Here is a 13017-nt window from a genome sequence, read left to right on the forward strand (position 1 = left end):
GCGATTCAGTTGAGTGCGATGTAGTGCGCGGGGGGCTGGTGCAGGGCGATCCCGGCGTCGTACAGCAGGTTGACCAGCTCCACCAGCATGATCGCCGTCAGTCCCCAGATCTTGTATTCGCCGTAGCGGTAGCTCGGCACGTACCAGCTCTGCCCGAGGTAGTCGATGCGGTGGGTCACTTCCCGCGGATCGTCGCGAAAGAAGTCCAACGGCACCGAGAACACCGAAGCGATCTCGTCGTCATTGGCCTGGTATTCGACGTAATCGGGCACCAGGCCGACATAGGGGGTGACCTGGATGCCATGGCGCGACACCACCGAGCTGAGCGGCCCTATCACCTCCACCAGGCCCGGCGGCAGGCCGATCTCCTCCTCGGCTTCGCGCAGCGCGGTGTGGATCAGGTCCCGGTCCTCCGGATCGCGCCGCCCGCCGGGGAAGGCCACCTCGCCACCATGGGTGGACAGGCCACTGGCGCGTAGGGTCAGCACCACCTCGGGTTCGTCGCTACGGGTGATGGGCACCAGCACCGCCGCCTCGGGGAAGCTGCGGTCGGTCTCCAGAAGGCGCGGACTGTGACCGCGCACGCGGTGGAGCAACTCGTCCAGCATGGGCATTCTCGGCTTGTTTTTCTGCCCCGGATAATCGCATGAAAGCCGCGCGGCACCCAAGCCCGTCGCCAGCACCACAGGTTCGGCGGGGCGCTGCCCGCGCCCGGCCGCTTGCCGCCGGCCCCGCCCGCGCGCCAAGATAGACCATGAGCCCGGAGGATTCGGCATGAAGTTCTGCAGCCAGTGCGGCAGCCCCGTCACCCAGCGCGTCCCGGCCGGCGATAACCGGCCGCGCTACGTCTGCGAGCACTGCCACACCATCCACTACCAGAATCCTCGCATCGTCGCCGGCTGCCTGCCGGTGTGGGGCGAACAGGTGCTGCTGTGCCGCCGCGCCATCGAGCCGCGGCGTGGCTACTGGACCCTGCCCGCCGGCTTCATGGAGAACGGCGAAACGCTGGAGCAGGCAGCCGCCCGGGAAACCCAGGAAGAAGCCTGCGCCCGGGTCCGCGCACTGAGCCTCTACACCCTGTTCGACCTGCCGCACATCAACCAGGTGTACCTGTTCTTCCGCGCCGAACTGGTCGACCTGGACTTCGCCGTGGGCGAGGAGAGTCTCGAGGTCCAGCTGTTCCATGAGCGCGACATCCCTTGGTCCGAGCTGGCTTTCCCGACCGTGGCCCGTACCTTAGAATGTTTCTTCGCCGACCGCCGGGAGCACGTCTACCCGGTCCGCAACGAGCCCCTGGAGGCCTTGCGCGCGCACTTCAGGAAACCCCTCTGACCCCGGAATCACCCCATGCGCTGGTTGCTCGCCCTGCTCTGCCTGTCCCTGAACCTGACCGCCCTGGCCAGCACCACGACCACCCTGGACGGGCCCGGCGTGGACAAGGTGCTGGTGCTCAAGTCCGAGCGCAAGCTGCAGCTGCTCAGCCGCGGCCAACCACTCAAGTCCTACCGCATCTCCCTCGGCAAGCAGCCCAACGGCGCCAAGCAGCGCGAGGGCGACCTGCGCACGCCCGAGGGGCTGTACTGGATCGACTGGCGCAAGACCAGCGAGAAGTACCAGCTGTCCCTGCACATCTCCTACCCCAACGCCCGCGACCTGGCCAAGGCCCGGGAGCAGGGCGTGCCGGCCGGGGGCATGATCATGATCCACGGCACGCCGCTGGACGAGGAGTACCCGGAGTGGTTCTTCCACACCCTGGACTGGACCGAGGGCTGCATCGCCATGAAGAACAGCGACATGCGCGAGGTGTGGGCCCTGGTCAAGGACGGCACGCTGATCGAGATTCGCCCCTGACCCGCGGCGCGCCATGAAGAAAGGCGCCTCACGGCGCCTTTCTCGTTGGGTTCCCGCTAGAACTGCAGATCGGACAGGCGCCACACCTCGAACGCCGGCGTCTCGTAGGGGTGACTCTGTTTCAGGGCCTTGACCGCCTGGTGAATCGACTCGTCGGCGACCACCAGCTCCACCTTCCATTCCGCCACCTGCGCCACTTCGCCGACCCGGCCGAGGTAGGGCTGACTGCCCTGCAGCGGACGGAACTGACCCTGCCCCAGGACCTGCCAGCAGCAGCTGTCATACTGACCGATACGTCCGCCGCCCGCGGCGAACACCGCCTCTTTCACCTCGTGCAGATGGCTTTCCGGGACATAGAAACACAGCTTGTACATCGAGATCTCCGCGACTGGGGCAAATCGAGAATAGCCGAACAGGACACCGCAGAATGATGGCACTTTGCCTTAATCGTAATCCACGGCGTGCATCACAACTCGATGCTTTGACTGACGACCTGCCCAGACGTTCAGCCTAGTCGCCATGCCAGAAGCGCCGCCAGCGTGCGTGCCAACCACTGGCCGGCGGACTGTGGCTGCCGTCGCAATAAGGCAGGCACCTCGACAGGCCGCAGCGGCACAGCAGCAGGAGCCGCTCGCGCAGAGGCTCGAGCCGCAAGCCTTCGGCACAGTCGGAGGGACAGTCGGGAAGCGCGGGCGAACGCCCGCAACGGCGCAGCAGCCCGGTCTCGCCGGACTCGACCCGGCGCACCTCGGGTAACAGCGGCGCGGACTCACCGGGCATGGGTCCGCGCCTTCAGCCTCAGTCCACCCAGACCCGGGCGTTGCGGAACATGCGCAGCCAACCGGCATCTTCCTGCCAGTCGTCCGGGCACCAGGAGTTCTGCACGGCGCGGAACACCCGCTCCGGATGCGGCATCATGATGGTCACCCGGCCATCGCGGCTGGTCAGGCCGGTGATGCCGCGCGGCGAACCGTTGGGGTTGGCCGGATAGGTCTCGGTGACCTTGCCGTGGTTGTCGACGAAGCGCATGGCCACGCAGCCGGACAGGTCGGCCTCCAGCAACGCCTCCTCGCTGGCGAACTCGGCATGGCCCTCGCCGTGGGCGATGGCGATCGGCATGCGCGAGCCGGCCATGCCGCGCAGGAAGATCGACGCCGACTCCTGCACCTGGACCATGGCCACGCGGGCCTCGAACTGCTCGGAGCGGTTGCGCACGAAGTGTGGCCAGAACTCGCTGCCGGGGATCAGCTCGTGCAGGTTGGAGAGCATCTGGCAGCCGTTGCACACGCCCAGGGCGAAGCTGTCGCTGCGCTCGAAGAAGCCCTGGAAGGCGTCGCGGGCGCGGCTGTTGAACAGGATCGACTTGGCCCAACCCTCGCCGGCGCCGAGCACGTCGCCATAGGAGAAGCCGCCGCAGGCGACCAGGCCCTTGAAGGCGTCCAGGTCGACGCGACCGGCGAGGATGTCACTCATGTGCACGTCGACGGCAGTGAAGCCGGCGCGATCGAAGGCCGCGGCCATCTCCACCTGGCCGTTGACCCCCTGCTCACGCAGCACGGCGATCTGCGGGCGCACGCCCTTCTTGATATAGGGCGCGGCGATGTCCTCGTTGACGTCGTAACCGAGCTTGGCGGCGAGGCCGGGGTTGTCCTCCTCGAGCAGGGCGTCGAACTCCTGATCGGCGCACTGGGCATTGTCGCGCAGGCGCTGGATGCGGTAGCTGGTTTCGGCCCACTGGCGCTGCAGCAGGCGACGCTCGCCGCTGTACACCGGCTGGCCGTTGAAGGCGATGACCACCTCGGCGTTGTTGACCGGCTGGCCGATCACCGCCACGCAGTCGCCCAGGCCGGCGGCGCTGAACTGCGCCAGCACGTCCGGGGTGGCGTCCTGGCGCACCTGGATCAGCGCGCCGAGCTCCTCGTTGAACAGCACCGCGGCCAGCTCCTCGCGGCCATCGGCCAGGGCATCGAGCTGCAGGTTGAGGCCGCAGTGGCCGGCGAAGGCCATCTCCAGCGCGGTGACCAGCAGGCCGCCGTCGGAACGGTCGTGGTAGGCCAGCAGATGACCGTCGGCATTCAAGCCCTGGATCACCGCGAAGAAGGCCTTGAGGTCCTCGGCATCGTCGACGTCCGGGGCCTGACGGCCGATCTGGCCGTGCACCTGGGCGAGGATCGAGGCGCCCATGCGGTTCTGCCCGCGACCGAGGTCGATCAGGATCAGGTCGGTCTCGCCCTTGTCCATGCGCAGCTGCGGGGTCAGGGTCTGGCGGATGTCGCTGACCGGGGCGAAGCCGGTGACGATCAGCGACAGCGGCGCGGTGACGCTCTTGTCGGCGCCGTCATCCTGCCAGCGGGTCTTCATCGACATCGAGTCCTTGCCCACCGGAATGGTGATGCCCAGCTCCGGGCACAGCTGCATGCCGACCGCTTTGACGGTGTCGTACAGGCGGGCGTCCTCACCCGGGTGGCCGGCGGCGGCCATCCAGTTGGCCGACAGCTTGATGTCGGAAATCTTCTCGATGCGCGAGGCCGCCAGGTTGGTCAGGGTCTCGCCGATCGCCATGCGCCCGGAGGCCGGGGCATCGAGCAGGGCCAGCGGCGTGCGCTCGCCCATGGCCATGGCCTCGCCGGTGTAGACGTCGAAGCTGGTGGCGGTGACCGCGCAATCGGCCACCGGCACCTGCCAGGGACCGACCATCTGGTCGCGGGCGACCAGGCCGGTGATGGTGCGGTCGCCGATGGTGATCAGGAAGCTCTTGCTGGCCACGGCCGGGTGGCGCAGCACGCGGCTGACGGCCTCCCCGAGGTCCAGGCCGCCGGCATCGAAGTCGTCGCCCAGCTCGGCCTCGCGGTCCGCCGAGCGGTGCATGCGCGGCGCCTTGCCGAGCAGCACGTTGAGCGGCATGTCCACCGCGTTGTTGCCGAAATGACTGTCGGCGACGGTCAGGTGCGGCTCCTCGGTGGCCTCGCCGACCACCGCGAACGGGCAGCGCTCGCGCTCGCAGATGGCCTTGAAACGCTCGAAGTCGGCGGCGTCGACCGCCAGCACGTAGCGCTCCTGGGACTCGTTGCTCCAGATCTCGTGGGGCGCCATGCCCGGCTCGTCGTTGGGCACGTTGCGCAGCTCGAAACGGCCGCCACGGCCACCGTCGTTGACCAGCTCGGGGAAGGCGTTGGACAGGCCGCCGGCGCCGACGTCGTGGATGAAGGCGATGGGGTTGTGCTCGCCGAGCTGCCAGCAGCGGTCGATCACCTCCTGGCAACGGCGCTCCATTTCCGGGTTCTCGCGCTGCACCGAGGCGAAGTCGAGGTCGGCCGAGCTGGCACCGGTGGCCATCGACGAGGCGGCGCCGCCACCCAGGCCGATCAGCATGGCCGGGCCACCGAGCACGATCAGCTTGGCGCCGACGGTGATCTCGCCCTTCTGCACGTGTTCGCCGCGGATGTTGCCCATGCCGCCGGCGAGCATGATCGGCTTGTGGTAGCCGCGCACCTCTTCGCCGCGCGGCGTGGTGATGGCCTGCTCGAAGGTACGGAAGTAGCCGGTCAGCGCCGGGCGGCCGAATTCGTTGTTGAACGCGGCGCCGCCGAGCGGACCCTCGATCATGATGTCCAGCGCGGTGACGATGCGCTCGGGCTTGCCGTAGGGCACTTCCCAGGGCTGCTCGAAACCGGGGATCTGCAGGTTGGACACGGTGAAACCAGTCAGGCCGGCCTTGGGCTTGGCGCCGCGGCCGGTGGCACCCTCGTCGCGGATCTCGCCGCCGGAGCCGGTGGAGGCCCCGGGGAAGGGTGCGATGGCCGTCGGGTGGTTGTGCGTCTCGACCTTCATCAGGATGTGCACCGGCTCCTGCACCGCGCCGTACTGGCGGGTCTCGCCGTCGGGGAAGAAGCGCCCGGCGGAGTGCCCGACTATCACCGCGGCGTTGTCCTTGTAGGCCGACAACACCCCTTCGCCGTGCATCTGGTAGGTGTTCTTGATCATGCCGAACAGGGACTTTTCCTGGCTCTCGCCATCGATGTCCCAGCTGGCGTTGAAGATCTTGTGCCGGCAGTGTTCGGAGTTGGCCTGGGCGAACATCATCAGCTCGATGTCGTGGGGGTTGCGCCCCAGGTCCTTGAAGCTCTGCACCAGATAGTCGATCTCGTCCTCGGCCAGGGCCAGGCCCAGCTCGAGGTTGGCCTGTTCCAGAGCGGCACGACCACCGCCGAGCACGTCCACCGCGGTCAGCGGCTTGGGCGCGGCGTGGCTGAACAGCGCCGCGGCGCCTTCCAGGTTGTCCAGCACCAGCTGGGTCATGCGGTCGTGCAGCAGGGCGGCGACCTGCTCGGCCTCGGCCGCGCTCAGCTCGCCGGTCACGTAGTAGGCGATGCCCCGTTCCAGGCGCTGAATCTTCGCCAGGCCGCAGTTGCGGGCGATGTCGCTGGCCTTGCTCGACCAGGGCGAGATGGTGCCGAAACGCGGGATGGTCAGGAACAGCCGGCCGCTGGGTTCCTGCACCGGCACGCTCGGGCCGTACTTCAGCAGACGGGCCAGCACCCGCTCTTCGTCGGCATCGAGCACGCCGGTGACGTCGGCAAAATGCGCGAACTCGGCATACAGTCCGGTCACAGCGGGTACTTTGCCGGTCAGTTGCTCGAGCAATTTACCGTGGCGGAAAGCAGAAAGGGCGGGAGCGCCGCGCAGGATCAGCATCGGGGGACAGCCTCTGGGAAGGGGGTGTACTTTGAGGCCGTGCATTCTAGCCTAAAGCGGCGCACGGCGGCACCCGTAGCGCAGGCCGTACGGCGCCCGGCGCGCTAGCAGAGAAGGCAGATGCTGTCGAGATATGGCGCGTCGGGTGCTTTGCGTATACTGCGCTAATGTTTGCCCAATCTGCGTTCCGCGCCCGCTGCGCCCGCTGGCTGTCAGCGATCGGAATCCTCCTGCTGCTCGGCGGCTGCGTCGAAGAACCCAGCACCCTCGAGCGCGTCCAGGCGGAGGGTGTGCTGCGCGTGATCACCCGCAACAGCCCGGCCACCTACTTCCAGGATCGCAACGGCGAAACCGGCTTCGAATACGAGCTGGTCAAGCGCCTGGCCGCCGATCTGGGCGTCGAGCTGCAGATCGAGACCGCCGACAACCTCGACCAGCTGTTCGCCCGCCTCGGCGAAGCCAAGGGGCCGGTACTGGCCGCCGCCAGCCTGGTGGCAAGCGACGGCCGGCAGCAGATCGCGCGCTTCTCCCAGCCTTACCTACAGGTCACCCCGCAGGTCGTCTACCGCAACGGCCAGCTGCGCCCGACCCGCCCCCAGGACCTGCTCGGCAAGCGCATCCTGGTGCTCAAGGGCAGCAGCCACGCCGAGCAGCTGGCGGCGCTCAAGGCCGAGCTCCCCGAACTGCAGTACGACGAGTCCGCCGAGGTGGAGGTGGTCGACCTGCTGCGCATGGTCGACGAAGGGCAGATCGACCTGACCCTGGTCGACTCCAACGAACTGGCGATGAACCAGGTGTACTTTCCCAACGTGCGGGTGGCCTTCGACTTCGGCGACTCCCAGGGTCTGGGCTGGGCCGTCGCCCCCGGCGAGGACCGCAGCCTGCTCGAGGCGATCGACACCTTCCTCGCCCGCGCCCAGCAGAATGGCAGCCTCAAGCGCCTGACCGAACGCTACTACGGCCATGTCGATGTTCTCGGCTACGTCGGTGCCTACACCTTCGCCAAGCACCTGCAGCAGCGCCTGCCCCTCTACGAGAAGCACTTTCGCGAGGCCGCCCGGATTCAGGGGGTGGACTGGCGCCTGCTGGCCGCCATGGGCTACCAGGAGTCCCTGTGGCAACCGACCGCCACCTCCAAGACCGGGGTGCGCGGCCTGATGATGCTGACCCTGCGCACCGCCCAGGCCATGGGCGTGTCCAATCGTCTCGACCCCAAGCAGAGCATCGACGGCGGCGCCAAGTACATCGTCCGGGTGAAGGAGCAGCTGCCGGCCGGCATAGTCGAGCCGGATCGCACCTGGTTCGCCCTGGCCGCCTACAACGTCGGCGCCGGCCATCTGGAGGACGCGCGCAAGCTCACCGAGGCCGAGGGCCTGGACCCGAACAAGTGGCTGGACGTGCAGAAGATCCTGCCGCGCCTGGCACAGAAGCAGTGGTACAGCAAGACCCGCTACGGCTATGCCCGCGGCGGCGAGCCGGTGCACTTCGTGCGCAACATCCGCCGCTACTACGACATCCTCACCTGGGTCACCCAGCCGCAGCTGGAGGGCACCCAGGTGGCCGAGTCCGGCCTGCACGTGCCCGGGGTCAACAAGAACCCGCCAAGCGAGCAACTGCCGCCGCTCTGACGCCCGGGGCCGCCCGGTTCTAGCGCGCGCCGCGCCGCGCCCTGAAGAAGGCGCTGAGCATCTCGCTGCACTCCTGCGCCAGCACCCCGCCCTCGATCAGCACCCGGTGATTGAGAAACCCCTGACTGAAGAACTCGCCGCGACTGAGCGCCACCCCGGCCTTGGGCTCGGTGGCGCCGTACACCACCCGTTCGACCCGCCCGTGGACGATCAGCCCGGCACACATGCTGCACGGCTCCAGGGTCACGTACAGGGTGCTGCCGGGCAGGCGATAGTTGCCGACGGCCTGGGCCGCGGCGCGGATCGCCACCATCTCGGCGTGGGCGCTGGGGTCATGGGTGGAGATCGGGCAGTTGAAGCCGCGCCCGATGATGACGCCATCCTGTACCAGCACGGCGCCCACCGGCACCTCGCCGAGCTCGGCGCCCGCGCTCGCCTGGAGCAAGGCCTCGCGCATGAAGTGCTCGTCGCGCGAGCGGTCGATGATCCTGGGCTGACGCACGTTCAAGCCACCTCTATGGAAGCCATCAGACCGGTTTCCATATGGTCGATGACATGGCAATGGAACATCCACACCCCGGGATTATCGGCGACCAGGGCGATGCGCGCCCGCTCGTTCTTGCCCAGCAGGTAGGTGTCCGTGTAGTAGGGTTCGATGCGCTTGCGGCTGGAGGCGAGCACCTTGAAGGTCATGCCGTGCAGGTGGATCGGGTGCTGGTACTGGGTCATGTTGCGCAGCTCGAAGATATAGCTCTGGCCCAGCCGCAGCCGGGCGATGGGGCGGTCGGCGCAGGTCTTGTCGTTGATGTCCCAGGCCTGACCGTTGATCTGCCAGAAGCTGGGCGCGGCACCCTGCTCCACCCCCACCGACACGGCGCCGACCCACTCGAAGTTGAAGCGCAGGGTCTCGGCGGCGGCCAGGTCCGGCTCGGCGACCGGATTGGCCGGCAAGGCCGGCGGCCAGGCGCCGGACGCCTCGGCCGAGGCCACCGCACGCAGGGTGGCCAGGCGCAGCGGGCCGTTGCGCAGGGGCAACTCGACGCCCGCCGCCGGCACCCTCAGCCCCAGCTCGATGCGCATCCCCGGCCCCAGCCAGTAGTCCTTGCCCAGCGGACGCGGCGCCACCGGATTGCCATCCAGGGCATAGATGCGCGCCTCGGCGTCCGGCAGGTTGAGGCGATAGGTCAGGGTATTGTCCAGGTTGATCAGGCGCAGGCGCACCACCTGCCCGGCCGGCAGCTCCAGGGTCGGCGCGCGCACCCCATTGACCGTGCTCAGGGTGCCCGGCGTGCCGCCACGGGCCGCCTCGCGCGGCACGCTGAAGGCGGTGAAGGCGCCCTGGCCGTCGACATGCCAGCTCTTCAGACTGAGCGTGCGCTCGTGAGCGAAGCCGCTCGGCTCGCGCTCCTCGACGATCAACGGACCGACCAGGCCGCGCCCCAGCTGCTCGCCGCTGGCGGTATGGGGGTGGTACCAGAAGCTGCCGGCGTCCGGCGTCCTGAACCGGTAGTCGAAGTATTCGCCCGGCAGCACCGGCAGCTGCGAGACATAGGGTACGCCGTCCATCTCCAGCGGCAGGCGGATGCCGTGCCAGTGGATGGTGGTCGGCACCTCGAGATGGTTGATGAAACGCACCCGCAGCCATTCGCCCTGCTTGGCGCGTATCTCCGCCCCTGGCGCCTGGCCGCCGTAGGCCCAGGCCGGGGTCAGATGCCCCGGCACCAGCTCCACGTCCAGCGGCGCGGCGATCAATTGGTAATCGTACTCGGCGGCGACCAGCGGCCGCCCCAGCCAGTAGCGTACCCCGCCGGCGCCGAGCCCGGCGACACCGAGCCCGGCCAGGCCGGCGAGAATCTGTCTGCGGCTAAACGCCATGTTCATGTCCCTAGCCCGGAGGCAACCCGGCAGAAATCGGCCCCAGGCACGCGGGGCATAAATTGCAACAGTTTCTCATTTAAAGATGGGCGCTGGCGACCCGAAAGACCGGACGGGACGCCGCAGCGGCAAGCAGGTACGACAAGGGCAGCCTCGGCTGCCCTTGTCGTTCAGATCACTCCCACTCGATCATCAACAAGCCATCTAACCCCATTTGGCTAAAAGAATTTTGCGTGAACATTACTAGCCAACACCGTCATCATTACCGTCAGCGGCTGTTTCTAACTAAGAGGGTCATGAGACGACTTGGGCATCACGCTGAATCGGTATGCTACCTGAATCTTTCCCCTTGGGTTTGCCAAAGGCTATGTACCAATAGCCTGTTGCAAAGTGCGTCCGACTGCCTCCTGGATGCAGTATTCGGGTTGAATATGCGCCTGGTAACGCTCAAGCATGCGACGCCAGCCCAGGTAATTCGGGAGGTAGCGGGTGGCTACGCCATGGAAGCGAGCCATCCAGCGCTTTAAGCGACTGTGGTAGGCATTGACGTTCTGAATATGGAAAGCGCCTTGGCGTACGCGCTGGCCAGGGCGGGCATGCACGACTCGATGGGTGATGCCCTGGGTTCGGGCAAAGCTGGCGTAGACCGAAGCCCCATCACTGCAGAGCACTGCCTCCTGGTCGATCAGCGGCATCAGCGCCTCGCGCACATGATTGGCATCGAGTTTGGCCAACTTGAAGTCAGCGGTATTCCCCTCCCGGTCGCGCACCACCATCACCGGGATCTGGTCTTTACCCGTGCCGCGGGTCACGCTCACCCCGCCTCGTTTACGGGGCGGCCGAGGCAACTGCCTCTGGCCTTTGAAGGACTCCAGAAAGAACGTCTCATCCACTTCGACAATTCCCGCCTCATGCGTGGCGTGATGCTCAGCCGCTGCCGCTAGGAAGCGGTGCCTCCAGAGGAAGGCGGTGTTTTTGCTGATACCGCACGCCTTGGCCGCCTTGCGCACGCTAAGCCCATCAATCAGGACCTGGGCGTAGTCTTTCCAGCGCTCGGGGTAGTGCAGGCGGGCAAGTCCTGTTGCTGAGCGCGGTGCACGTCCGTCGACAACTACGGCAGCGATAGCGGCGCAAGCCGCGCGACCATCCCCAAGGCGCAAGCTGCTTCGCGCTGACCTGGCAATGCGGACAACTCTGCAGCGCCGGCAGGCAATCGAGTACTTCTGTGGCCGGCGGGCTCTGCAGTGCTCGATGAAGCGTGGATTTCTGTTGGGTGCTGAGCCGGCCCAGTTGGGCCAGCCAGTGGTGAAAGGCTTGAGTATCCATGAAGGGTAGGTCTCCCGAACGGATGCCTACCCTTCAGATTAGTTAATGCAACACATCATTGGGACATAGCCTTGCCAAAGACCAACCCTAATATCAAGGGCGAATCCTCGGCAGGGACCTTTAACCAACCACCGTGCTCATATCCCCGTAGAACCAGGGATTAGTGCTGAACCAGAGACGCAATTGCTGCACCGCGAAGGAGGCGACGAAAGGCACTTGGGCCGACCAATAGGCACTGAATGCATGCGCGTTATTCATAACGATCCATCCCTTGGAAGATGAGTTGGTCAAAAGGTCTCGCTCTACCCGACCCCGGTGAAGAACGAGCAAAAAGCCCTCTGTGACTAGGCTGTTGGACACAACGACGCCAGTCACTCCACTCAGGCTTGAGTACAAGCCTGAGTGGAGACGCCGACTGGTAAGCCGTTCTAGGTGATGATCAGAAAAACGCCTGGAGCCCGGTCTGCGCACGACCGAGGATCAGTGCATGGACGTCATGGGTCCCCTCGTAGGTATTGACCACCTCCAGGTTGACCAAGTGACGGGCCACGCCGAACTCATCGGAGATACCATTGCCGCCCAGCATGTCGCGGGCCATGCGGGCGATGTCCAGGGACTTGCCGCAGCTGTTGCGCTTCATGATCGAGGTGATCTCCACCGCGGCGGTGCCCTCATCCTTCATCCGCCCCAGACGTAAGCAACCTTGCAGGGCCAGGGTGATCTCGGTCTGCATGTCGGCCAGCTTCTTCTGGATCAGTTGCGTCTGTGCCAGGGGGCGGCCGAACTGCTTGCGGTCCAGGGTGTATTGGCGGGCGGTGTGCCAGCAGTCTTCGGCAGCGCCCAGCGCACCCCAGGCGATGCCGTAACGGGCGGAGTTGAGGCAGGTGAACGGCCCCTTGAGGCCACGCACATCGGGGAAGGCGTTTTCCTCCGGGCAGAACACATTGTCCATGACGATTTCACCGGTGATCGAAGCGCGCAGACCGACCTTGCCGTGAATCGCCGGGGCGCTCAGGCCTTGCCAGCCTTTTTCCAGGACGAAGCCGCGAATCTCGCCGGCATCGTCCTTGGCCCAGACCACGAAGACATCGGCAATCGGGCTGTTGGTGATCCACATCTTGGCACCGCTCAGGCGGTAGCCGCCGTCGACCTTCTTGGCCCGGGTGATCATCGAACCCGGGTCGGAGCCATGGTCCGGCTCGGTCAGGCCGAAGCAGCCGATGTATTCGCCGCTGGCCAGCTTCGGCAGGTACTTCTGCTTGGTCGCCTCGTTGCCGAACTCGTTGATCGGCACCATCACCAGCGACGACTGCACGCTCATCATCGAGCGGTAACCGGAATCCACACGCTCGACTTCGCGGGCAATCAGGCCGTAGCACACGTAGTTCAGGCCACTGCCGCCGTAGGCTTCGGGGATGGTCGCGCCGAGTAGGCCGGTGTCGCCCATCTCGCGGAAGATCGCCGGGTCGGTCTGCTCGTTGCGAAAGGCCAGCTGCACCCGCGGCTTCAGTTTGTCGGCGGCGAACTGCTGGGCGCTGTCGCGCACCATGCGCTCTTCTTCGGTCAGTTGCTGGTCGAGCAGCAGTGGGTCGATCCAGTTGAAGCTTGCTTTGGTCATGGGTGTTGCTCCAAATTCATGGGT

The 13017-nt window shown here is 66.4% G+C and carries 10 protein-coding genes and 1 pseudogene; 3 read left to right on the forward strand and 8 right to left on the reverse strand.

The window, feature by feature from the left end; translation table 11 throughout:
- Positions 1-5 precede the first annotated feature (5 nt).
- On the reverse strand, positions 6-608 hold the full coding sequence (locus tag I0D00_RS16650) for a CoA pyrophosphatase (RefSeq protein ID WP_213640941.1): 603 nt from the start codon (positions 606-608) through the stop codon (positions 6-8).
- Between the two features lie 166 nt (positions 609-774).
- On the opposite strand from I0D00_RS16650, the gene I0D00_RS16655 reads away from it, so the two are divergent.
- Both I0D00_RS16655 and I0D00_RS16660 read left to right on the forward strand, forming a co-directional pair.
- Entirely contained in the window at positions 775-1332 is a 558-nt protein-coding gene (locus tag I0D00_RS16655) for an NUDIX hydrolase (protein WP_213640942.1), read from the forward strand.
- A gap of 15 nt (positions 1333-1347) precedes the next feature.
- Positions 1348-1851 carry a L,D-transpeptidase family protein gene (locus I0D00_RS16660; RefSeq protein WP_213640943.1) on the forward strand — a complete coding sequence of 168 codons (504 nt, stop codon included), beginning with the start codon at positions 1348-1350 and terminating at the stop codon, positions 1849-1851.
- Positions 1852-1907: 56 nt separating this feature from the next.
- Here the strand turns inward: I0D00_RS16660 and I0D00_RS16665 are convergent, their stop codons facing one another.
- The 3 genes from I0D00_RS16665 to purL form a co-directional block, all read right to left on the reverse strand.
- Positions 1908-2225 carry a YqfO family protein gene (locus tag I0D00_RS16665; RefSeq protein ID WP_213640944.1) on the reverse strand — a complete coding sequence of 106 codons (318 nt, stop codon included), beginning with the start codon at positions 2223-2225 and terminating at the stop codon, positions 1908-1910.
- 136 nt (positions 2226-2361) lie between these two features.
- Positions 2362-2631 (reverse strand): CDGSH iron-sulfur domain-containing protein, encoded by a 270-nt coding sequence (locus I0D00_RS16670; RefSeq protein ID WP_213640945.1) that lies wholly within the window; start codon positions 2629-2631, stop codon positions 2362-2364.
- Between the two features lie 18 nt (positions 2632-2649).
- A complete protein-coding gene (purL, locus tag I0D00_RS16675) occupies positions 2650-6546 on the reverse strand; it encodes a phosphoribosylformylglycinamidine synthase (RefSeq protein WP_213640946.1) in 3897 nt (1298 codons plus the stop codon).
- A 167-nt stretch (positions 6547-6713) separates the two neighbouring features.
- Here purL and mltF point away from each other — a divergent pair, with 167 nt between their 5' ends.
- Positions 6714-8174 carry a membrane-bound lytic murein transglycosylase MltF gene (mltF, locus tag I0D00_RS16680; RefSeq protein WP_213640947.1) on the forward strand — a complete coding sequence of 487 codons (1461 nt, stop codon included), beginning with the start codon at positions 6714-6716 and terminating at the stop codon, positions 8172-8174.
- A gap of 19 nt (positions 8175-8193) precedes the next feature.
- On the opposite strand, the gene tadA is transcribed toward mltF, so the two are convergent.
- From tadA to I0D00_RS16700, 4 genes and pseudogenes are all read right to left on the reverse strand, one after another.
- Complete coding sequence (tadA, locus tag I0D00_RS16685) at positions 8194-8676, reverse strand: tRNA adenosine(34) deaminase TadA (RefSeq protein WP_213641808.1); 483 nt, start codon at positions 8674-8676, stop codon at positions 8194-8196.
- 2 nt (positions 8677-8678) lie between these two features.
- Positions 8679-10049: a multicopper oxidase family protein gene (locus I0D00_RS16690; RefSeq protein ID WP_213641809.1), complete on the reverse strand. Its 1371-nt coding sequence runs from the start codon at positions 10047-10049 to the stop codon at positions 8679-8681.
- A 365-nt stretch (positions 10050-10414) separates the two neighbouring features.
- Positions 10415-11375 (reverse strand): annotated as a pseudogene (locus I0D00_RS16695) (IS1595 family transposase).
- 439 nt (positions 11376-11814) lie between these two features.
- Complete coding sequence (locus I0D00_RS16700) at positions 11815-12993, reverse strand: acyl-CoA dehydrogenase (protein ID WP_213640948.1); 1179 nt, start codon at positions 12991-12993, stop codon at positions 11815-11817.
- Between the last annotated feature and the right edge of the window lie 24 nt (positions 12994-13017).

The organism is Pseudomonas lalucatii (assembly GCF_018398425.1).
Lineage (GTDB): Bacteria > Pseudomonadota > Gammaproteobacteria > Pseudomonadales > Pseudomonadaceae > Aquipseudomonas > Aquipseudomonas lalucatii.

Excerpts from the sequence above, each read along its gene's own strand:
- mltF (WP_213640947.1), top strand. The coding sequence starts at position 6,714 with ATGTTTGCCCAATCTGCGTTCCGCGCCCGCTGCGCCCGCTGGCTGTCA.
- I0D00_RS16700 (WP_213640948.1), bottom strand. The coding sequence starts at position 12,993 with ATGACCAAAGCAAGCTTCAACTGGATCGACCCACTGCTGCTCGACCAG.
- I0D00_RS16660 (WP_213640943.1), top strand. The coding sequence starts at position 1,348 with ATGCGCTGGTTGCTCGCCCTGCTCTGCCTGTCCCTGAACCTGACCGCC.
- I0D00_RS16650 (WP_213640941.1), bottom strand. The coding sequence starts at position 608 with ATGCTGGACGAGTTGCTCCACCGCGTGCGCGGTCACAGTCCGCGCCTT.
- I0D00_RS16655 (WP_213640942.1), top strand. The coding sequence starts at position 775 with ATGAAGTTCTGCAGCCAGTGCGGCAGCCCCGTCACCCAGCGCGTCCCG.
- I0D00_RS16690 (WP_213641809.1), bottom strand. The coding sequence starts at position 10,049 with ATGGCGTTTAGCCGCAGACAGATTCTCGCCGGCCTGGCCGGGCTCGGT.
- purL (WP_213640946.1), bottom strand. The coding sequence starts at position 6,546 with ATGCTGATCCTGCGCGGCGCTCCCGCCCTTTCTGCTTTCCGCCACGGT.
- I0D00_RS16665 (WP_213640944.1), bottom strand. The coding sequence starts at position 2,225 with ATGTACAAGCTGTGTTTCTATGTCCCGGAAAGCCATCTGCACGAGGTG.
- I0D00_RS16670 (WP_213640945.1), bottom strand. The coding sequence starts at position 2,631 with ATGCCCGGTGAGTCCGCGCCGCTGTTACCCGAGGTGCGCCGGGTCGAG.